The organism is Arthrobacter sp. zg-Y238, assembly GCF_024385525.1.
GTDB classification, from domain to species: Bacteria; Actinomycetota; Actinomycetes; order Actinomycetales; family Micrococcaceae; genus Arthrobacter_B; species Arthrobacter_B jinronghuae.
Map to the genome: position 1 here is coordinate 227,291 of NZ_JANFLU010000005.1, position 21,574 is coordinate 248,864.

At 62.8% G+C, this 21,574-nt stretch carries 17 protein-coding genes; 10 read left to right on the top strand and 7 right to left on the bottom strand.

From position 1 onward, the window contains the following. Positions 1-3 precede the first annotated feature (3 nt). The 4 genes from glf (at position 4) to NNX38_RS06060 (ending at position 4,795) form a co-directional block, all read left to right on the top strand. Positions 4-1,191 (top strand): UDP-galactopyranose mutase, encoded by a 1,188-nt coding sequence (gene glf, locus NNX38_RS06045; protein ID WP_255797181.1) that lies wholly within the window; start codon positions 4-6, stop codon positions 1,189-1,191. 113 nt (positions 1,192-1,304) lie between these two features. Then, a complete protein-coding gene (locus NNX38_RS06050; protein ID WP_255797220.1) occupies positions 1,305-3,191 on the top strand; it encodes a glycosyltransferase in 1,887 nt (628 codons plus the stop codon). Then, on the top strand, positions 3,188-4,066 hold the full coding sequence (locus NNX38_RS06055; protein WP_255865166.1) for an ABC transporter permease: 879 nt from the start codon (positions 3,188-3,190) through the stop codon (positions 4,064-4,066). Before NNX38_RS06050 ends, NNX38_RS06055 begins: the two co-directional genes overlap by 4 nt. Before the next feature lie 3 nt (positions 4,067-4,069). Continuing rightward, positions 4,070-4,795, top strand: a complete 726-nt coding sequence (locus NNX38_RS06060; protein WP_255797183.1) for an ABC transporter ATP-binding protein — start codon at positions 4,070-4,072, stop codon at positions 4,793-4,795. A gap of 75 nt (positions 4,796-4,870) precedes the next feature. Here the strand turns inward: NNX38_RS06060 and NNX38_RS06065 are convergent, their stop codons facing one another. After that, the gene (locus NNX38_RS06065) at positions 4,871-5,911 is read right to left on the bottom strand and encodes a glycosyltransferase family 2 protein (RefSeq protein ID WP_255797184.1); all 1,041 of its coding nucleotides are present in this window, start codon (positions 5,909-5,911) and stop codon (positions 4,871-4,873) included. A gap of 176 nt (positions 5,912-6,087) precedes the next feature. Between NNX38_RS06065 and NNX38_RS06070 the strand changes: the two genes are divergently transcribed. The 4 genes from NNX38_RS06070 to NNX38_RS06085 all read left to right on the top strand — a co-directional run bounded on the left by NNX38_RS06070 (position 6,088) and on the right by NNX38_RS06085 (position 11,733). Then, positions 6,088-8,355, top strand: coding sequence for a YfhO family protein (locus NNX38_RS06070; RefSeq protein WP_255797185.1), 2,268 nt, complete (start codon positions 6,088-6,090; stop codon positions 8,353-8,355). Between the two features lie 68 nt (positions 8,356-8,423). After that, positions 8,424-8,870 carry a GtrA family protein gene (locus tag NNX38_RS06075; RefSeq protein WP_255797186.1) on the top strand — a complete coding sequence of 149 codons (447 nt, stop codon included), beginning with the start codon at positions 8,424-8,426 and terminating at the stop codon, positions 8,868-8,870. After that, positions 8,867-9,724 (top strand): glycosyltransferase family A protein, encoded by an 858-nt coding sequence (locus tag NNX38_RS06080; RefSeq protein WP_255797187.1) that lies wholly within the window; start codon positions 8,867-8,869, stop codon positions 9,722-9,724. The genes NNX38_RS06075 and NNX38_RS06080 overlap by 4 nt, the downstream gene beginning before the upstream one ends. Positions 9,725-9,765: 41 nt before the next feature. Beyond that, entirely contained in the window at positions 9,766-11,733 is a 1,968-nt protein-coding gene (locus NNX38_RS06085) for a hypothetical protein (protein WP_255797188.1), read from the top strand. 77 nt (positions 11,734-11,810) lie between these two features. Here the strand turns inward: NNX38_RS06085 and rfbD are convergent, their stop codons facing one another. Together rfbD and rfbB are read right to left on the bottom strand one after the other, a co-directional pair. Next, positions 11,811-13,244, bottom strand: a complete 1,434-nt coding sequence (gene rfbD, locus NNX38_RS06090) for a dTDP-4-dehydrorhamnose reductase (protein ID WP_255797189.1) — start codon at positions 13,242-13,244, stop codon at positions 11,811-11,813. Beyond that, positions 13,241-14,239, bottom strand: coding sequence for a dTDP-glucose 4,6-dehydratase (rfbB, locus tag NNX38_RS06095; protein ID WP_255797190.1), 999 nt, complete (start codon positions 14,237-14,239; stop codon positions 13,241-13,243). Before rfbB ends, rfbD begins: the two co-directional genes overlap by 4 nt. A gap of 56 nt (positions 14,240-14,295) precedes the next feature. Here rfbB and rfbA point away from each other — a divergent pair, with 56 nt between their 5' ends. Further along, entirely contained in the window at positions 14,296-15,165 is an 870-nt protein-coding gene (rfbA, locus tag NNX38_RS06100) for a glucose-1-phosphate thymidylyltransferase RfbA (protein WP_255797191.1), read from the top strand. Positions 15,166-15,259: 94 nt separating this feature from the next. On the opposite strand, the gene NNX38_RS06105 is transcribed toward rfbA, so the two are convergent. Genes NNX38_RS06105 through NNX38_RS06115 form a run of 3 tightly spaced genes read right to left on the bottom strand, consistent with a single transcriptional unit; the run spans position 15,260 to position 17,987 of the window. Then, positions 15,260-15,679, bottom strand: a complete 420-nt coding sequence (locus tag NNX38_RS06105; RefSeq protein ID WP_255797192.1) for a DUF2304 domain-containing protein — start codon at positions 15,677-15,679, stop codon at positions 15,260-15,262. A 2-nt stretch (positions 15,680-15,681) separates the two neighbouring features. Next, entirely contained in the window at positions 15,682-16,416 is a 735-nt protein-coding gene (locus NNX38_RS06110; RefSeq protein WP_370646375.1) for a glycosyltransferase family 2 protein, read from the bottom strand. Continuing rightward, a complete protein-coding gene (locus NNX38_RS06115; RefSeq protein ID WP_255797194.1) occupies positions 16,407-17,987 on the bottom strand; it encodes a DUF2142 domain-containing protein in 1,581 nt (526 codons plus the stop codon). The genes NNX38_RS06110 and NNX38_RS06115 overlap by 10 nt, the downstream gene beginning before the upstream one ends. A gap of 137 nt (positions 17,988-18,124) precedes the next feature. Here NNX38_RS06115 and NNX38_RS06120 point away from each other — a divergent pair, with 137 nt between their 5' ends. Then, positions 18,125-18,616: a GtrA family protein gene (locus tag NNX38_RS06120; RefSeq protein WP_255797195.1), complete on the top strand. Its 492-nt coding sequence runs from the start codon at positions 18,125-18,127 to the stop codon at positions 18,614-18,616. Positions 18,617-18,707: 91 nt separating this feature from the next. Here the strand turns inward: NNX38_RS06120 and NNX38_RS06125 are convergent, their stop codons facing one another. Next, on the bottom strand, positions 18,708-21,521 hold the full coding sequence (locus tag NNX38_RS06125) for a GH25 family lysozyme (RefSeq protein WP_255797196.1): 2,814 nt from the start codon (positions 21,519-21,521) through the stop codon (positions 18,708-18,710). Positions 21,522-21,574 lie beyond the last annotated feature (53 nt).

Here is a 21,574-nt window from a genome sequence, read left to right on the forward strand (position 1 = left end):
AATGTGAACGTTGACCTCGTCGTCGTCGGGGCGGGCTTTTTCGGCCTGACCGTAGCCGAGCGCGCTGCAAAGGAACTGGGCCTGAAGGTCGCAGTCATCGATCGTCGCCACCACATTGGCGGCAACGCATATAGCGAGAACGATGCGCAGACCGGCATTGAAGTGCACCGCTACGGCGCCCACCTGTTCCACACCTCGAATGAACGGGTATGGGAGTACGTCAACCGATTCACGGAGTTCACTGATTACGTTCACAAGGTCTACACCAGCCACAAGGGCGAGGTGTACTCCATGCCCATCAACCTGGGCACGATCAACCAGTTCTTCCGGTCCTCGATGGGCCCGGCGGAAGCCAAGGCACTCATTCAGGAGCAGGCCGGCGAATTGGCCGGAACCGACCCCGCCAACCTCAACGACAAGGGTATCCAGCTCATCGGGCGCCCCCTCTACGAAGCCTTCATCAAGTACTACACCGGCAAGCAGTGGCAGACGGACCCCAAAAACCTGCCTGCGGAGATCATTAGCCGCCTGCCCGTCCGCTACAACTATGACAACCGGTATTTCAATGACAAGTACGAGGGCCTGCCGGTAGACGGCTACACGGCCTGGATCGAGCGGATGGCAGACCATCCCAACATCCAGGTGCACCTGAAGACTGATTTCTTCGACGACGGCCACGAGTTTTCCCGCAACAACAGCCTGGGCCAGGTCCCGGTCATCTACACCGGACCTGTCGACCGCTACTTCGATTACGCGGAGGGTGACCTGTCCTGGCGGACCATCGACCTCGAAGAGGAAGTACTTCCGATCGAGGACTTCCAAGGTACTTCGGTAATGAACTACCCCGACGAGGACGTTCCCTTCACCCGGATCCACGAGTTCCGCCACTTCCACCCCGAACGCGACTACACCAAGGATGCCACGGTGATCATGCGTGAGTTCTCCCGTTTCGCGGAGAAGGGGGACGAACCCTACTACCCGGTGAACACAGCTGAGGACCGCGCCAAACTACTGGCTTACCGCGACTTGGCCAAGGGCGAAAAATCCGTGCTCTTCGGCGGACGCCTTGGCACCTACAAGTACCTGGACATGCACATGGCAATCGGCTCCGCCTTGTCGATGTATGACAATAAGATCAAGCCGCACTTCACAGGCGGCGCAAAGCTGGAAAGCGGAGGAGTAGACGCGTGAGCAACGCAATCGTAGAACGCACGCCCCATGCCGAAGAACCGCATGAAACCTGGTCGCCCCTGCAGCGGGTCATCCTCCCTTCCCTCGACCAGCTGGACACCATTCCGCTGTACATGGACACCGGCAGCGCGATCGGCGTGCAGCTCTCTACCATGAACGGCGATGCCCGGGCCGATGCCGGGGCACAGAGTTCCGCACCCGGGAAGGAAGCCCATGCTGAAGACTTCCTCTCACGCCGTGCCACGTCCGTCCGTCCAGGCGAGCGGGTCTCCTTCGGAACATACTTCAACGCGTTCCCCGCGAGCTACTGGCGCCGATGGACCAACTTGGAAACCGTCCGACTGAGCGTCCGGACCACTGGTACGGGTGCAGTGAGCGTCTACAAATCCAACGCGCGCGGCTCGCTGCAGCACGTACAGACACAGCGGGTGGACGCACCCAGCACCAGTACCTTCGAGTTGAGCCTGAAGCCCTTCGGCGACGGCGGCTGGTACTGGTTCGACCTCGTCGCCGGTTCCGAGCCGCTGATCCTGGAAGAAGCCGAATGGCAAGCGCCGGGTGAACCGGTTAAGCCAGGCACAGTGACGCTCGAAATCACTACCTTGAACAAGACCTCGTTCTGCATCAACAACCTCCGCATCCTCGGTGAGCATCCCGAGGCTCTGGAGTCCGTCAAGGAAGTCCTGATCGTTGACCAGGGCACCGAGAAGGTTGCCGAGGCTGAAGGCTTCGCCGAAGTCGAAGCAATGCTCGGCGGAAAGCTCCGCATCATCAACCAAGCCAACCTGGGTGGTTCCGGCGGTTTTGCGCGGGGCATGTACGAGGCCGTGGAAAGCGGCAGCGACTACGTCCTGCTCCTTGACGACGACGTCGTAATGGAACCCGAGAGCATCTCCCGCCTTCTAACCTTCGCGGACCGGTGCAAGACCCCCACGATCGTGGGCGGCCACATGTTCGACCTGTACAACCGCACCGTGCTGCACACCTTCGGCGAGACTGTGAACCCGTACCGGTTCCAGCCGGACCAGCCGCACGAGCAAATGACCCTTGGGCATGATTTCGTGCGGTCGAACCTGCGGCACACCCCCTGGCTGCACCGCCGCGTGGACGTGGACTACAACGGCTGGTGGATGTGCCTGATCCCGACCCAGGTGATCCGGGACATCGGTCTTTCCCTGCCGGTCTTCATCAAGTGGGACGACGCCGAGTACGGGCTGCGCGCTAAGAGCGCGGGGTACCCCACGGTTTCGATGCCCGGTTCCGCCGTCTGGCACGTCTCGTGGATCGATAAGGACGACCTCGTCGGCTGGCAGGCGTACTTCCACACCCGCAACCGCATGATCGCTGCCCTGATCCACAGCCCTTACGAGCACGGCGGCCGCGTAGTCCGGGAGACCGGTTACATTGACCTCAAACACTTGATCTCCATGCAGTACTTCACTGCACAGGGACGCGTCATGGCCCTCCGGGACCTTTTGAAGGGCCCGGAGCACCTGCACGGAATCCTGCCCACCAAGCTGCCCGAGATCCGCGCCATGACCAAGAACTTCAGCGACTCCCAGTTCCAGCCGGATCCGGAGGCCTTCCCCGCCCCCGTGATGCACAAGCCGCCGCGGCACGGGCAGGGCTTCTCCGCCCCCTCCTATGCGTCCCTCATCCCGTGGGCCGCCAAGACGGTGGTCAAGCAGCTGACGAAGAAGGTTCCGGCAACCAGCTTGGAGCACCCGCAGGCCTACATTGCGCACCAGGACAATAAATGGTGGCGGATGTCCCAGTACGACAGCGCCGTGGTGTCCAACGCCGAAGGCACAGGTGCCTCCTGGTATAAGCGTGATCCGAAGCAGCTGAGGGTCCTCCTTGCCGAGGCCGTGCGGCTCAACGCCGAGATCCTGAAGAATTGGCAGAAGCTCAGCGACCAGTACCGCGAGGCCCTTCCGGAAATCACTTCCTTCGAAGCGTGGAAGAAAACCTTTGCCGAGCATTCGGAAGAGAGTAAATAAGCTTGTCCACCGGCGCACTCGAAACTCCCGGGCGGGGAGCGGGATTGGCGGATATCCTCCGGTCCCGCTTCCTGCTCAAGCTGCTCGTCTCCAAGGAACTGAAGGTCCGTTACCGCGGCTCCATCCTGGGACTGCTCTGGTCCTATGTGAAGCCCGGCGTGCAGTTCGTCGTCTTCTACATCGCGCTCGGCATCTTCCTCAACCTTGAGCAAAGCCCAAGCAACACGGGCGGCCTGCCGAACTACGCCATCTATCTCTTCTCCGGCATAGTCCTCATCAACTTCTTCACGGAAGCCCTGGGCAATGCGTCGCGCTCCATTGTGGGCAACGGCGGGCTGATCAAAAAGATATACCTGCCGCGGCAGCTATTTCCGGTGGCCTCCGTATGGGTCTCGGGTGTGCACTTTTTACCCCAGATGCTGATCCTGATCGTGGCGTGCCTGTTCAACGGATGGAATCCGTCGCTGCTGCAGCTGGCGTCCGCAGTGGCCGGGTTCGTCATCGTGGCTTTGCTGGCCACGGGGCTGGGGCTGTTGTTCGGTGCGGTGAACGTCTACTTCCGTGATGCGGAGAACCTGGTAGACATGCTGCTGATGATCGCAACCTGGGCGTCGCCGGTGTTGTATTCGTGGATCATGGTGCGGGAAAAGCTGGGGGAGACGTTTTTCAACCTCTACCAGCTGAACCCGATCACCGTTGGCGTGGAAGCGTTCCACTTCGCCTTCTGGCTTCCCACAACGGACGGTGCCGAGGCGATCCCGCCTCACCTGTTGTCCCTGTGGATACCCATCGCCCTGGTTATTTCGGCAGCGGTCCTGCTGGTCGGCCAACTAGTCTTCCGTCGCCTTGAAGGCCGTTTCGCACAGGAGCTGTGAACCGTGGCAAATGCCATTGAAGTACGCAATGTAAACAAGCAGTTCGTCCTGCGGCACACCCGCTCCATGAAGGAAGCGTTTGTCTGGCTGGTCAAGGGCCGCAAGGGCGACCTCTCCGAGAAATTCCACGCGCTCAAGGGTGTCTCGCTCGAGGTCGAACAGGGCGAGACAGTTGCCCTGCTGGGCCTGAACGGGTCCGGCAAGTCCACGCTGCTCAAGCACATCTCGGGGGTTATGCGTCCCGATACGGGCACTGTGGGCACCCGGGGCCGGGTGGCCGGCCTGATCGAGGTTGGGGCAGGATTCCACCATGACCTCAGCGGACGGGACAATGTCTACCTGAATGGTGCGATTCTGGGCATGACGGAGGCGGAGATCGACGAAAAGTTCGACTCCATCGTCGCATTCTCGGAAATCGGCCAGTTCATCGACACCGAGGTGAAGTTCTATTCCTCCGGTATGTATCTCCGGTTGGCGTTTTCAGTGGCGGTCCATACCGACCCTGACATTTTCCTCGTGGACGAGATCCTCGCCGTCGGCGATGAACCGTTTCAGAAAAAGTGCATCGACAAGATTAAGGAACTGGCCGGGGAGGGTAAGACACTGGTTGTTGTCAGCCACGACCTTGACCTGGTCTCAAGAATCTGCAAACGCGGCGTCGTGCTTGAACACGGGCAGGTCGTTATGGATGGCCCCGTGGACGACGCCGTTGCCCGTCTGCGTGAGTAACCTGCCGACCGGAAACAGGCAGTAAAAAGGGGATCCGCCGCAAAACGGCGGATCCCCTTTTTGCCGTGTCGGCGGTTACTGTGCCGTCTTTCCGGACGCATCACTGCCGATGACACCGGTGCCGCCGGCCGTGCCTGATGTACCGCCCGTGTCAGGAGTGGAAGCACCGGGAACGGTATCGGTGTCCAGCATGCTGTCATAGCCCACCAGGTAAAGCGGGCGGCGGAGCGTGCCCGCGAAGATCCGGCCAATATATTCACCGAGAATGCCCAGGCAGAACAGTTGGATGGCCCCGATGCCGCCTACCACCAGGACGGTGGACGCCCAGCCCGGTACTGTCTGTCCCGTGAACACGCCGACTACGACAAAAATGCCCACCAAGACACACAGCATGGCGCTGAGGACGCCGAGCCAAGTGGCAAAGCGGAGGGGACCGCCGGAGAAGGTTACGATGCTCTCCGTGGTCAGCAGGATCATCTTGCCCAGAGGATACTTGGACGTTCCGGCCGCGCGCTTGTCCCGCTCGTAGTAGACGTTGGTGCTCGGGAAACCGAACCAGGGGATGATCAGCCGGTAGACCCGGCCCTCTTCGGGCAGTTTGTTGATAGCGTCCAGGACCCTGCGGCTCACGAGCCTGAAGTCACCCGCATTGGACGGTACGTGCGGACCCGCGACCCGCCGCATCAGCCAGTAGTACATTGCGGCGGTCTGCCGTTTGAAAACGGAATCGGTGGAACGGTCGCTACGGACGCCGTAGACCACGTCCACATTCTCGGTCCGGGCCTTCTTGAGCATTTCCTCGATGGCCTCGGGAGGATCCTGCAGATCGGCATCGATGGTGACTACATAGTCACCCACGGCGCCGGCCATTCCCGCAGTGATAGCTGCCTGGTGGCCGCTGTTGCGCATCAGGCGGACCAGCCGGAGCTCCGGCCATTCAGCCCGGATCTGCTGCACCAGTTGTGCCGTGGCGTCCTTGCTGCCGTCATCAACAGCTACCACTTCGTAGGGGACGTCCAGTCCGTCCAACACGGGACGCAACCGTGCAACCAGCTGATGCAGGACGGCCTCCTCGTCGTACATAGGTACAACTACAGACAGCACTTTATGGCTCAAGACAGGACTCCTAGTAGGCTATAAACACCTAGCGAGCATACCAACGTTCACTGCGATAGCCTGCTTCACCCAACCCGGGCTCCGCAGCCGCATGGGCTACAATTGCCAAGGCCTTCCTGAGGGCTACCTCTGATGAGGCACGTATGCGTAGAACGGACCGCAATTTTATGACGACAGTGAGCCAACGGCGAGAGAGCGGTACGCTCCTCGAACCCAGTGACACGCAGACGCCGGACGGGCCGTCGCAGGAAGGGCGCAAAGAAACGCTCCTGTGGGGCCTGGTCACTGTCGCAGCCACGTTTATCGGCTCCCTGATCCCGCTGATCCCGAATCCACGCTTCTACTTCTACGATGACACGCAGGCCGGTGCCTACGGAATCTGGGTGGAGATCGGGGAAAGCCTCCGCCGCGGTGAGTGGTGGCTGTTCAGCGATGAGGCCTGGGCTGCCGGCAACTACGCTGCCGAAGGGCAGTGGGGGCTCTGGAACCCGCTGATCATGCTCATCGGGTTGATGTCCACTGTGATTACGGACGCCGTTCTCTTCTCAACCATCCTGAAGATCGCGCTGATGCTGGTCCTGGCGCTGGGCACATTCCTCCTGGCGCGCAGCTACCGGGCCACGGCGCCTTGGGCCGCCGTCGCCGGCGTCGCCGTGACCCTCACGGGATTCACCACATACTTTGACGGATCCTCCTGGGTTACGGGCCTGATGGTCTTCGCACTTCTTCCCTGGGCCTGGTGGGGACTGCGGCGCCTCATAACGGAAAGCCGCAACCCCGCACCCGCACTGATCTTCTCCTACCTGCTGATCACCGTGGGCTACGTCCACGGCACCATCATGCTGGTGATTGTCTTCCTGGCGCTGCTGATCGAAGTGTTTGTCCGGCGCACCCCGGCCCGTGCCGTCCCGCTCGTCGTTTCAGGCGTGATCCTTGGCATGGTGGCCCTGACGGTCTACCTACCCGGCGTCCTCACCGCGGGCGTGACTGCCCGGGCTTCGGACATCGGCAACAGCGGATTCCTGGGAACGGACCTTACGGGCCTGGCAAGTGCCGCTGTCGGCAGCGCCCTGCCGCAGGTCAGCGGCTGGTGGGGAGCGTTCGCCCCGGTGCCCGTCCTGTACATAGCCTGGTTCCTTCCGCTGGTGGGCCTGGTCAGTGGTCGCCGGATCCGCGGGTCCTGGCCGGCCTTGGCAGGACTGGTCACGGTAGGTGTCATCTCACTGATGCTCACGCTGGCTCCGAGCGACCTCGGACCGCTGCGTTTCCCCATCCGGCTCGTCCCGTACGTTTCCCTCACCGCCCTGGTCCTGCTGGCGGTCCTGCTTTCGCGCTTCCGCGTCCGCCAGCTGACCGGCGGCCGTATCGCGGCCGTGTCGGTCCTATATGCAGCAGGGATGTACCTCGCCTGGAGCCAGAACCCGAATATCACGAGGATCCACTTCGTCCTCGGGGCGGTTGCAGCGGTAGGACTGATCTGCGCCGTCGTCGTGCTCTACGCTCGGCATCCGCTGGTACGGACGTGGGGAGTACGTGCTGCCGCCGCAGGAATCATTCTTGTATCCCTGGTGGCGGCTGTAGGCCAGAAGCATTACTTCCCCTCAACTCCGCTGCCTGATTTCCATTTCCCGGAGTCGCCCGAAGCCTACGACGAACCCCTTGCCGAGGCCGAAGGCATGACATTCGTGGTGGGCGAGCCGGACCGGCTTGGTCCCGCCATTTGGGCCGATACCCTCGCATCGAATGCCTGGTACCTGAGCGATATCCCCACACACAATCTGTACAGCCCCATCATGTTCGCCAAGTACTCCGAAGACCTTTGCATGACCAGCCACGGCTGGACCTGCCAGAACGCCGCGGACAGCCTCTTCACAGTGGATGAGGAAACCGGTGAACTGCTGGTGGACCTGCTCTCCATCGACACTGTCCAAATCCTGCGTGACCCGGCGGACACCTCCGGGGAAGCGTTGAAGGCGCGCATGGTTCCCGAAGGTTGGAACGAGGTGGAGCGCACCGGCGACTTCGTGACCTGGGTCCGTGCCGAGCCCCTGGAGAACAACGGCGAGGCTGTCTGGGCCACTCCGGGAACACGGGTATCAACTGTTTCGGACACCAGCCAGGAGCTGGTTCTGCACGTGGACGAAGTGCCCGACGGCGGCGCTGAAGTAGTCACCAGCCGATTGGCCTGGCCCGGCTACGACGCGGAGGGCGCCAGCATCGCGGATCCGCTGCGGGGTTACCTGCTGACTGTGGATGTTCCTGCCGGAAGCGAAGGACAGGATATCCGCATTACTTTCGAACCGCCGGCATGGCCCGTCCTGGTGGTACTTATCTGGTCCGCCATCGGGCTGGGAGTGCTTTGGTCGGTGCTGCACCTGATGCAGTCCCTGCGCCGAAGGAACCGGGCCGTGGAACCAAACGCGGACGGGCCGGTGGCGTTGTGAAAGCCGAGGACGAGACACCGTTTCCCGAAGGCCCACACGGGGTGTTTTCCGGCCCGCCGGGCCCGTTGATGCGGCTCCTGAAGACGGAAAAGGTCGCCTTCCTGCTGGTCGGCGGCGCGAATACCGTCTTCAGCACCCTTCTCTTCATCGGGCTGGACCTGCTCTTCGGGAGGCATGTTCCGTCCTTTGTTGTGCTGGGAACCGCCTGGCTGATATCCCTCGTGGCGGTCTTCTTTGTCTACCGGAAGCTGGTGTTCCGGGTGTCAGGCCACGTCCTGGCGGACCTGGGACGGTTTGCGACGGTAAACCTCACCGCTTTGCTGGTGAACATGGTGCTGCTTTTCGTCGCCTCGGACATGCTGGGCGCGCCCCGCATCCCGGCCCAGATTGTCATCACCTGCGCCACGGTCTTCATCAACTACTTCGGTCATAAGTACTTTTCGTTTAGGCGCAAACCATCCCCGGAACCCGGACCCGTGCCAAGTGCCGGTTCCAAGAAAGAGGACGAAGCATGAGTCCCCGCGTTTCCATCGTCATTCCGGCCTACAACAACGCCGCCTATCTGGCCGCGACACTGGAGTCCGTGACGGCACAGACTTACCCGGACTTCGAAGTCGTCATCGCTGACCACAGCTCAATTGACGGTACGTCGGAAATCATCCAGTCCTTCGCCGGTGACCCCCGGATCCGGGTGCTCAGCCCCACGCCGCACGGCGGGGGCGCCAAAGCGAACTGGAACCGTGTGAGCCAGCATGCCGAGGGCGAGTGGATCAAGCTGGTCTGCGGCGATGACCTCATTGCACCCGAAGCCCTCGAAATCCAGATGGCGGCTGCGCAGGAACATCCCAGCGCAGTGATGGTGGCGAGCAAGCGTGCGGTGGTTGACGCGCACGGAGCACCGGTCATCGCCTCACGTGGACTGGCCGGCCTCGAGGGCCTGGTCAGCGGACGGGACGCCGTTCGCGCGACCGTACGCAGCGGCACCAATATCTTCGGTGAACCCGCCGCAGTCCTGCTTCGGCGCGATGCCCTGGCCGACGGCTGGTGGGACGACACCTTCCCTTACATGATCGATGAGACCGCGTACGTGCGCGTGCTGCGCTCCGGTGACTGTGTGGCCGTTCCCCAGACGCTCGCCAGCTTCAGGATCAGCGCGAGCCAGTGGAGCGTCCGGCTGGCCAAGGCACAGGCTGAACAGGCTGCCGGCCTGCACCGGGCGATCCTGGCCGCGCATCCCGAGGCTGTCTCACCAGCCGACGTTCGCCGGGGCAATGCCCTCGCACTTGCCAACGCCTACGCCCGCCGGCTGGTTTACCTGGGGCTGCGTCGCCGCATGGGCAAGGAAAACGTCGTAGCCAGCACTACCTAAGTCACACAGCGGGCCGTGCCCGCGGAATGGTCACATAACCAATGTTGAAGACAACACGTGCCGCCGATCGGGCCGGTGCTGTGCTGCAGCCTGTCCTCCAATGGCTCCGAACCGGTGACAACGCCCTCCGGGTTGTCGTGGTGGCCGCCTACGCCGTTATGGTGCTTTTGGGCGCCACGACGTCCTCCATCGGGATGGGCCACCTGCGGCAGGATCCGGAGAATCCCCTCGGTACACAGCTAGGGCTCTCCAGCGGGATCCGCTCGGATGAGTACAACGCCTATTCGCCGATCGCCTTGTCAGTCATGGCCACGGGCGGTGCCCCCACGCTGAGCGCCATGGGTGCAAGGGCAGACCTTGTCCACCGGTTTACCTCTGGCGGTTTCTTCGAATCCTTCGTGTTCTTTGATTCAGGGCTGCTCAAGTTGGCTGGATTCCTGCCGGACGCGAACGTCTTTGCTGCTCACTGGTGGCTTCCTGTCCTCCTCCTGTTGCTGATGATGCCGAAGTGGTTCGAGCAGGTAGGCGGCACGAGGCGGATGGGATGGCTGGCTGCCGGATTAATCGCTCTCTCGCCGTGCGTCGCCTGGTGGTCCATGATGCCCGTGGCCCTGATCGCCTATACCCTGACTGGGTCGAGCCTGATGATCACGGCGTACCACCGCTTCAACCGCGGCCAGCGCCTTGTGGCCGCATTGGCAGGATTGGCCGGCGGAATACTCATCGCGGGGATGCCATCCTTTTACACACCGTGGTCGCTGGTGCTCGGATTGCCGGTGCTGGTGGCTTCCACCCTATGGATCCTGACCCGTGCCGGCTCGTTGTGGACCCGTATCCGTCCGGTCCTGCTCACTGGAGTCACGGCGGTCGTCTTCGGAATCGGCATCCTGGTGGAGAACTCGGAGGGACTCAACGCCCTGTTCAGCACGGTTTACCCGGGTTCCCGCCGATCCTCCGCCGAGGCACAGCCTTTCGCCCTGCTGTTCGGTGCTCCGGCACTGTCGCCGCTGCAAAACGGTTCCGTGCCCGTGCAGGCCAACGCCAGCGAACTGTCGACCTCTTTCGCCGTAGCCTTCATCTGGATTGCGGTGCTGCTGGCCGGCAGCAGGCTTGTTCCTTCCGCGCGCCGCGGCATAGCGGCATGGACTGTCCTGGCGTTCGGTTTGGTGTGGCTGGGCTGGTGCCTGGTGGACCTGGGAAGCCTGGGCGAGAAAATTCCCCTGTTGAACCTGGTGCCTTCGGTGCGGTCCGCCCAGGTGGTGGGCGTGCTTGGAGTCATTGCCGTCTGCCTGCTCCTTTCCATGGTGGACGGCCGGCGCTGGAAAACCGCCGTTGTGGCTGCCCTCATCTCCGGAGCCGTAACGGCGTATGCAGCGTCCCAGATGCAGGCACAGTATCTGCCGGACATGCGCTTTCTCGTCATTCCTGTTGCCGGGGCTGCCGTCGCCGTGGTGGTTCTCTGCGTGACGCGGTATCCGCACCGCAGCTGGCCCGTGGCCCTCGCGGTGGTGCTTGCGGCGCTTCCGGTTTACCGGGCCAACCCGCTGGTGTTCGGTCTCGGGGACCTGCGCGAATCGGAAACAGCGAAAGTCCTTTATGAAGCAGGGACCGAAGCGCGGGACAACGGCACCTTCTGGGCGTCAAACCTGGGTTCCTTCGACACCGTGAGCCTGGCAAACGGCGTGCCTACCCTGTCCGGGCTGCAGCGCTCAGGGCCTGACATGGAGATGTGGCAACGCCTGGATCCGGACAATGAGTTCGAAGAAGCCTGGAACCGCGGCGGGGGCTATGTTCCCTTCAACTGGGCGCCGGGAGCGGAAACGAACATCACTACCAACGGGTTTGACGTGACCTTTGTCCAGGTTGACCCCTGTGTCCTTGCGGACGCCATGCCGGAGCTGGGGCATATTGCCTCGACCACAGAACTGCAGGTTGACTGTCTCCAAGCCGAGCGCACCCTGCAGTGGTCGGGCAGTCCGGTATACACCTACCGGGTACTCCAGGACTGAGCCGGACGCGCTACGGAATCAGGGATGCCCCGCCGCTGCAGCGGCGGGGCATCCCTGTTTCTATCAGTTCGTCCCAGCTACTCGCCGTTGAGGTAGGCGGCGAGGGCTTGGCCGGCATCGCGGGGGCTGAAACCGGTGGCTTTGATCTTGGCCAGATCCAGGACGCTGTTACGCGGGCGGGGAGCGGCGTCGGGCTTGGACGCGAAGTATTCCTCGGTGCTCACCCCGGTCACGGCTGCAGGGTCGGCGCCGGCCAGCCGGTAGACCGCGGCCGCGACGTCGGCCCACGAACCGGGCTCGCCGTCATTGGTGAGGTTGTAGGTGCCGAAAGGTGCGCGCGTATCCAGCAGGTGCCGGATGCCGGCAGCGATATCCTCGGCGAACGTGAGCCGACCGATCTGGTCATTGACCACAGACGGGGCGACGCCCTTGGACGCCAGCGACGCCATGGTGCGGACGAAATTATGTCCCTCTCCGATCACCCAGCTGGTGCGGATGATGTAATGGCGCGGCGCGGTGGCCGCTGCGGCGTCACCTGCCGCCTTGGTCTGGCCGTACACGCCCAAGGGGCAGACCTGGTCGTCCTCGCGGTAGTTGGCCGAAGTTCCGTCGAAAACGTAATCGGTGGAAACATGGACCAGCGTGATCCGGTGCTCTGCTGCTATCCGCGCCAGCCGGGACACGGCGGACGTGTTGATGTTCCACGCGTCCCTGCGCCCGGATGGTGTTTCTGCGCTGTCAACGGCAGTATAGGCGGCGGCGTTGATGACGACTTCGTAATCCTGCCAGCGGACGGCGTCGTAGGCAGCAGGGTCAGCCAGATCGAAGTCGGCCCGCGCGGCGAATACGGTATCGCCGCGGTCAGCGAAAAGGGACCGCAGGGCCGTACCGAGCTGGCCGCCCGCGCCCAGGACAAGCACGCGCTTGGCTGGCATGGGGGCGACCTCAGGGAGGAACGGATGGGCCTTGTCCTTGGCTGAGGTCTCTGCGGAGTCGAGGGGGATGGGCCAGGGGATAGCCGCGGTGGGATCCGCGAGGTTCAGGAAGGTGTATTTTTCCTGAGCGTCGGCGCTCCAATGGTCGTTGACCAGATAGGTATACGCAGTCCCGTCTTCCAGCGTCTGGAAAGCATTGCCCACGCCCCGCGGGATAAATATCGCCTGCGAGGGATCCAGGACGTGGTGGAACGTGCGGCCGAATGTCGGGCCTTCCCGCAGATCCACCCAGGCGCCGAAAACGCGGCCAGTCGCTACGGAAATGTACTTATCCCACGGCTCTGCATGGATGCCGCGGGTGGTGCCGGCAGTCTCGTTGAAGGAAATGTTGTTCTGCACGGGACCAAAGTCGGGAAGGCCCAGTGCCGCCATCTTGCTGCGCTGCCAGTTTTCCTTGAACCACCCGCGGTTGTCGCCGTGCACCGGAAGGTCAAATACGACGACGCCGGGAATGGGCGTGGGATGCGCGGCCAGCGCCTTGGCGAAGATGCCGGGCGCTTCGTCAGCAGGCGTCACTGGCCCTGCTCCAGGTAGCGGCTCTCGGTTTCCGCCTTGCGGGGGCGCCACCAGGACTCGTTGTCCAAGTACCACTTGATGGTGTTGTCGAGTCCGGTTTCGAAGGACGAGAAACGCGGCTTCCATCCCAGCTCGGTTCGGAGCTTTGTGGAATCGATGGCGTACCGCAGATCATGTCCCGGCCGGTCGGTCACGTGTTCAAAATCGTCCCGGTCCCGTCCCATGCGCTCGAGGATCAGCTCAACGACTTCCTTGTTGGTCTTTTCCCCGTCGGCGCCGATCAGGTACGTCTCGCCGATGCGTCCGTGTTCCAGGATGGTCAGGACCGCGGAAGAGTGGTCGTCGGCATGGATCCAGTCGCGGACGTTTTCACCCGCCCCGTAGAGCTTTGGGCGGACGCCGTCAATCACGTTAGTGATCTGGCGCGGAATGAACTTCTCCACATGCTGGTAAGGGCCGTAGTTATTGGAGCAGTTGCTGATGGTCGCCTGGAGGCCAAAGGAACGGACCCACGCGCGCACCAGCAGGTCGGACCCCGCTTTGGTGGAGGAATACGGGCTGGAGGGGTTGTACGGGGTGTTTTCGGTGAAGCGGGCGGGGTCGTCAATAGCCAGGTCGCCGTATACCTCGTCCGTGGATATGTGGTGGAAACGCTTATTGAATTTCCGCGCGGCTTGAATCAGCGTGTACGTGCCGATGATATTCGTGTCCAGAAAAGGCCGGGGATCATGCAGGGAATTGTCGTTGTGCGATTCCGCCGCATAATGGACTACCGCGTCCGAGGCCTCGGTAAGCTTTTCCACGAGGGGCTCATCGGTGATATCGCCGTGGACAAATTCGAACCGGTCGGAGGGGAGGCCCGCCAGGGAATCGAGGTTTCCCGCATAGGTAAGCTTGTCGATAACCGTTATATGAGCGTCTGTTTCGGCGAGTGCATAGTGAACGAAATTTGATCCGATGAACCCGGCGCCGCCGGTGACAAGTATCCGCTTCATAGTCCCCAAGGTTACCGGATTTGCGCCCCGTCTCCGTCACCGGCGAAGATAGCCGTATGCGCGGAATCATACTCGCCGGCGGGACCGGATCCAGGCTTCACCCCATCACCCTAGGCATCAGCAAGCAGTTGGTGCCGGTCTACGACAAGCCGATGATTTACTATCCGCTGTCCACGCTGATCCTGGCCGGAATCCGCGACATCCTGATTATCACCACTCCGCATGACGCCGAGCAGTTCCAGCGCCTGCTCGGCGACGGATCCCAGTTCGGCGTGAACCTGACCTACGCCCGGCAGCCGGAACCGGACGGTCTGGCGCAGGCCTTCATTATCGGGGCGGAGCACATTGGCGACGACAGCGTGGCCCTCGTGCTGGGCGACAACATATTCTACGGCCAGGGAATGGGCACGCAGCTGCGGCGGTTTGCCGACGTCGACGGCGGCTCCATCTTCGGCTACTGGGTGGGCGATCCGCGGGCCTACGGTGTTGTGGAGTTCGACGCCGACGGCCGTGCGGTGTCCCTGGAGGAGAAGCCGGAGCAGCCGAAGAGCAGCTACGCCGTTCCGGGGCTTTACTTTTACGGTAACGACGTCGTCGATATAGCCAGGGAGCTGAAGCCGTCTCCGCGCGGTGAGCTGGAGATTACCGACATCAACAGGGTGTACCTGGAACAGCAGCGCCTGCACGTGGAAGTCCTGCCGCGGGGCACCGCGTGGCTGGATACCGGCACCTTCGATTCGCTCAATGACGCCTCCAACTTTGTCCGCACGGTCGAGAGCCGACAGGGCCTAAAAATCGGAGCACCCGAGGAGACCGCCTGGCGGATGGGTTTCCTCTCTGATGAAGGACTGCGTGTCCGTGCTGAGGCCCTCGTCAAGAGCGGCTACGGGCAGTATCTGCTGAACATACTCGACCAGGGTCGCTAAGAGGCCCAGCGCAGCTCTGAGCGTGACGCTTCGCCAGGCAGTAAACAGGAAGGGCCCGGATCGTCGATCCGGGCCCTTCCTGTTTACTGCCTGATCAGAGCCGGTCTCCGGCTGCGGGAGGGACCGGGTGCCCGGTACCGGTGCCGCTTTGTCCTGGGTCTTTCGGGGAACGGACTTCTCCCTGGAGCTGTTTGAGCGCCGTGTTCAGAATGGCTACTTCTTCGGCAAGGATACGCGTCTCGTCTTCGACGACGGAAAGCTCCCACGACAGGTGGAGGGCCACTCCTATCAACAGCACGATGCTCATGGCAAACAGCAGGTTGGAGGGGACCTGGACGCCGAGCCAGCCGGCCACGAGTGCCAGTAGCTGCGGCCACCCTGCAAGAATCAGCGACCCGCCTCCGACCAGGAGCCACAGAACCGCATACTTTTCCCGCAGCTTTTTGCGCCGGAGCATCTCCAGCACCAGCACAAACATGACAAGGGAGAAAACAAACGCAGCGAAAACAGCCATAATTATGCCTTATCTGACGGAACCTGGGACTTGCGGCGGGTAAGCGCAAGGAACAGGGCAAATACGGAACGAAGCAGGTATACAGCGGATTTTGCCGGGTTGTGGCTCGGGACGCCGCCCTGTCGAACCCTCATGGTCACGGGCACCTGGGCGACGGCGCATCCTGACCGGATGGCCACCACGAGGGAATCGATGGTGTCCCCGAGGTACTCTGCCGGATAGTGGTCAATGTACTGGTTGATGGCCCGGACGTTTCCCGCCCGGAAACCGGAGGTCACGTCCGTCAGCTTGGTCTTGGCGAGTCGGGAAATCACGGCAGCCAGAAAGGACATGGCCCATTTGCGCGGGCCCGTAACCTTGTAGTCGCCCTCCTCGGCAAAACGTGCGCCGATGGAAATATCGGCGTGCTGCAGTCCCTGGACAACACGTTCGATGTCTCGCGGGTCGTGCTGGCCGTCGGAGTCGACCTGGATGACAGTCTGGTAGCCGTGGGTCTTGGCATACTTGAAGCCGGCGCGCATGGCGCCGCCGACACCGAGATTGAACGGAAGCTTCAACACAGTGGCCCCGGCTTCACCTGCCAGACGTGCGGTGTCGTCGGACGAGCCGTCGTCGACCACCAATACGTCGTAGCCTTTGCCCTGGGCGAGGACTTCCCGGACGGTGTCCCCGACGGTCTCACCCTCGTTCCAGGCCGGCATGATCACGAGTACTCGGGGTGGTTCCGTCATGAACATGGAAGTGTCTCTGATTCCTTATCTTTGTTAGCGGCTTCTGGGTCCTGCGGGTGCCCGGAGGACTGTGCGCGGAGAGTCCGGAGGAGCAGCACCACTGCAACGGCGAGGGCCGCAGCATAAGCAACAGCCCATGTTATCCACCCGGCGGGCGGTTGCCAAAGCGGCCCCTGGAGCATCGGCAGCCAGTTTGCGTCTCTGGCGAGCCCCACGGTGTAGCGCCGGAGCACATACACGAACGCATACACCTGCGCACCGGCGGCGAGCCAGAAGAGCAGTGCCCTCAGTCGTGCAAAGAAGGGCGTACGGGACAGTTCAACGTCACGAAGGGCGTAGCCGCAGGCCAGGAGGAACGGCACCACGAGCGGCAGGATGTAGCGCCCCTGCCAGATATAGCCCACGTCCCCGATCACCGCGGACTGCATGACCGGGGGCAGAAGCACTATTGCCGCCAGAAGCAGTGCGGGGCCGGCGAGGCGGGAAGCCGGACGGACACAGGCAGCAGCCACCGCGAGGCCCACCATCAGGAAGCCCCAGAAAGCGTAGACACCGTTCGGGGCAGGCGTGTCCAGCCAACCGAACATGCCTATGTAGGCCGTGGCGTAGTCGAACGTGCGGTCAAGCATGGTGAGGAACGCCTGGCCCTTGCTGATCTGTTCGCCGCTTCCGGTCAGGCTTTGGAAGGTCTGGGCGGTCAGGAGCCATAAAAGTCCAACGGCGGAGCCGGCGGCACAGATGTACCCGGCCAGGCGTACCCCGCGGTCTGCGAGCAGCATCTTGAGGTTGCTGGCACCGCCCAGCAGCACTGCGGCGATGACAGCCAGGGCCAGCCAGACCAGGGATACGGCACGGGTGTTGGCAAGAACTACGGCAGAAACGGTCAACAGCACCAGGTAGGGGCGGATATTTTCCCGGTTCCTACTTCGCTCCATGACTGCCAACGTTGCGGTAAAGACCGCCGTGGTGGCCGCAATCTCCAGCGACTGCGGATTCAGGCCGCCGGTCAGGTAGAGCACCATCGGCGTGCAGGACACGGCAAACGCGGCCAGAGTGGTCCTGAAACGCCGAAGGGACAGGATCGAGGACACCGATGCCGCGGCGAAGAGCGATGTCAGGGCGACACTGATGAGCCGCATGGCATACCACGCTGTGTCTCCGGCAAGGACCAAAGAGGGCAGCCCGACAATCGAGTAGTAAAGGGGGTTGTAATTTCCCGCTGATGTTGTTAACTGAACATCGTTGGTCGCAGTACCGATTTCCGGAGTGCAGTCAGCGGTTACCTTGGGGGTGAAAGCAAAGCAAGGCGGCTTGGGGTAGTCCTGCAGGTACGCGGGTACGTCAACCACTGCTTCTTCGCCCTGCCCGCCGCTATCCTGGCCGTGCCACTGACCGTTGACGACTGCAGCCGCTTTGATGACATGTGCCAGCTCATCGGGATACGAGGACACAGGAGAAGCGAAGGACCAGATTGACCCTAGGGCGAAAAACAACCCGAAGGCTGCGGCAAACCCGCGAAAAGACCAGCGGTTTTGGAGCTTGGTAATGGGGGTTCGTCGTACGTCAGTTATGGCCATGGTGCTAACATCGTATCCGACCCTGCCCGTGCGCTATAGGAGCATTGGGCGTTCGGGTCCGCTACTGATCGTTCGGAACGAGGAACTCATTCCCCGCCGGCAGGTCCCGCCGTTAGCCCCAGGAGCTGAGTCCGTATATGTCCAATGACAAGGATCTTGGGCTACGCCCGCCCGCCTCACCGCATCCGGAGCCGTACCGCGGCAGGATAACCTCGCCCGCTTCCCGGCTACGGAACCTCATCCTCGGCCCGGCCGGCAGGTACCTGTTGGTCGGCGGGGTTTCCTTCGCCGTGGACTTTTTCCTGCTGGTCCTCCTGCACGAATACTTTGGTGTGGAGCTCTGGCTGGCCACGCCCATCGCCTTCCTCACCAGTTTTGCGGCCAACTATCTCCTGTCGCGTTTCTTCACTTTTGCCGGGTCCGGCGCCCGTGGAACCAGCTTCGTCAAATACGTGGCCCTGGTGCTCTTCAATACAGTTGCCGCCAGCCTGATAGTTTCCGGATTTGAGGCGGTAGGCAGCAGCTACATGCTTGGCAAAGTCGCATCGACGGCCATGATGACCGTCTGGAATTACTTTCTTTACAAACACTTTGTGTTCGCACAGAACAAGGCCCCCCGCGTCGCCTGAATCCGAGGAAATAAAGCAGAAGACCTCCCGGTCCGGCGGACTTGCCGCAGGGCCGGGAGGTCTCGTGCTTTTGGGACGCTTGCGGTGTTAGCTAGCCCGGAAGGCTACCGGTCGGGGTTGCTGTCCGGTAACCCTGTGCGGCCATCCCGGTGCCGCGGTACTCCCACAGCACTCCGTTTGCGACGCCGCCCAGACGGAACGCGCCTGACTCCGACGGCGAAGTGACGAGCAGCGGGGAATACGCGTTCCAGCCGGTGCCGACGGTTTCCATAACGCCGAGCAAGCCGGTCCCGCTGCCGCGGTACAGCAGCAACCGGCCGTCCGCTGTAGTGGCGAGGACGTCTGAAAGGCCGTCGCCGTCATAATCACCGGGACCGAGGAGGGTGGTGAAACCATCCCACCCGCCTGAGCCGATCCGGGTACCGCTGCTGTAGCCCTCGTTGCGTCCTGAGACCGAACCGGTCCCGTAGTAGCGCCACAGATCGCCGGCACCGTCGCGTGCCAGCAGGTCAGGTTTGCCGTCGGAATTGAGATCACCGGCCCCGAGCACCTGCCGATAAGTGTTCCAGCCGCTGCCGACCTTAACCGCCCTGTCATAGCCCTCATCAGCGGAGGTGACCTTGCCGGTACCGGCGTAGAACCAGAGGCTGCCGTCCGGTTTGCGGGCCAGGAGGTCATTGCGGCGGTCGCCGTTGAAATCGCCTACGGCGGTGATTTCCTGGTAAATCTGCCAGCCGGAGCCGATGTTGCGGGCCGAACCGTAGCCTCCGGAGGACTTGCCCGGGTGGAACCACAAGAATCCGTCACGGGCCACGGTCAACAGATCCGGTGTGCCGTCGGAGTTGAAGTCCGCCGTGGGGACCACCAACCGGTCTGCAGCCCAGTTCACCGTGCCGACCCGTGCGGCCGGACCATATCCTTCCTGCGTGGAACCGGTGCCGGGATAGAACCAGATGCTGGAGTCCTGACGCTGGCCGATAAGGTCCGCCTTGCCGTCGCCGTTGAAATCGCTGCCTCCAAGGACCGTGGAGTAGATGTCCCAACCGGTACCGATGGAGAAGCCCGGGGCGAAGGAACCGCCGCCGTTGCCCGCACGGAGCCAAAGGTTGCCGTCGGAGCTGCGGGCCACCACATCCACCCGGCCGTCACCGTTGAAGTCCCGTGCTCCCACCAGTTCGGAGAAACGCCACCAATCGGAGCCTGCTCCAAAGGCCGGGCCATGCTGTCCGGTGCCGGTGCCCTGATAGAGCAGGGAGGAACCGTCCGCGCGGGTGGCCAGCAGATCGGTGCGCCCGTCACTGTTGGCATCACCGACCCCGATCAGGCGGTTGAAGTCTCCCCATCCGCCGTTGCCGATCTGGACGGCGGGACGGTAGCCCTCGTTCCGGCTATCCACGACACCGGTGCCGGAATAACGGTAGAGGCTGCCGTTGACGTGGCGCGCGACGATGTCGTTGCGGCCGTCGCCGTCGTAGTCGCCCACGGCAACAAGGCTGTTGTAGACCTCCCAGCCGGAGCCGATCTGCCGCGGGGCGCCAAAGGATCCGTTGCCGGTGCCGGCATGGAACCACAAGGTGCCGTCCGCGCGCCGGGTCAGCAGGTCAGGCCTGCGGTCACCGTTGAAGTCCCCGGGACTGATAACCCGGCGGGTCCGGTCCGGTGCCGGTCCGCTCATCGCGAACCGCGCCAGGTCCGCAGTCGAACCGTTCCAGACATTGGAATCGCCCACAAAGGGGCCGGTGCTGCTGTACTGCCAGACGTTGTAAGTGCCCCAGCCTGCCGGCATAGGGCCGGCGCCTGCGGTGCTGTAGTTGGCTATGTGGAGCGGATGGTCCGCAAACGCTGAAGTGTTCCCCGTGCAGGTACTCCACCAGTCGGTGGTGGTGTAGATCATCGGGAGACGGCCGGTGCGGGCCTGGATGGTGTTGGAGAATTCCCGGATCCAGGAAACCATCTGCCCGGCTGACATGTTGTAGCAGGTGTTGCCGAGCTCAGGATAGGGGTTGTACTCAATATCCAGCAGCGGAGGCAGGGTGTTGCCGTCAGCGGACCAGCCGCCGCCGTTGTCCACGAAGAAGTTGGCCTCCGCCCGGGCGGACCCGGGGGTGGGGATAGCGAAGTGGTAGGCACCGCGTAGCATGCCGGTGTTCTTGGAACCGTTGTACTGCTGGCCGTAGAACGGATTCTTGTAATACGTCCCTTCGGTGGCCTTGACATAGGCGAAACGGCCGCCCTGGTTCCAGGCACGCTGCCAGTCAACGTTGCCCTGGTGGCTGCTGACGTCCAGACCTTGGATTCCCGCCGGCATCCACGTAGCTGCCGGGGAAAGGGAAGCTGCGCCGTTGGAACTGCCGGGGGAGGCCTGCGGCGTTTCCGCGGGGGTGGCGGTGGACGCCTCCGCTTCGTCGAGCTTGGCAGGGGTACCCAGATCAGGTACGTCCGCCGGTGTCTCCGGGTCGGCTTCCGCGTCCCGGCGCTCGCGGATTTCTTCGTCCGTGGGCACCTGCGGATCGCCGGTGGCCATCAGGCGTTCAAGGCCCTGACCCATCCGGGCGCCGAGTGGTCCTACGGCATCAGCCGGGGGATCTGCGGATTCCTCGGCCCTATCCTGAGCCGGATCGGCAGCCTTCTTCTCCGCCGTCGCGGCCGGCTGGGGGGCCGGAGCGGTGTCCTCGGCGCCGGGCTGCTCATGATCGGCTTCCTGAGCGCCAGGGTCTGCCTCAACGGGAGCGGGGCCGGTTTCTTCCGCTGTTGCGGGGGATGCGGGGATCTCGGGGGCTGCGGGTGTAGGCGGTCCGTCGGGGTCGGGCGTGGTGGTCAGGGCGGCAGCCGGCAGGCTACCGCACACCAGAGCACCGCCCAGAACCGCACCCCCCAGCCAGCGGAAGAGTGATTGTCTGTTCACGATATCTCCAGGGTGTTTCGCGCCCAGCGAACGGTGCCGGGTCAGAATGAAGA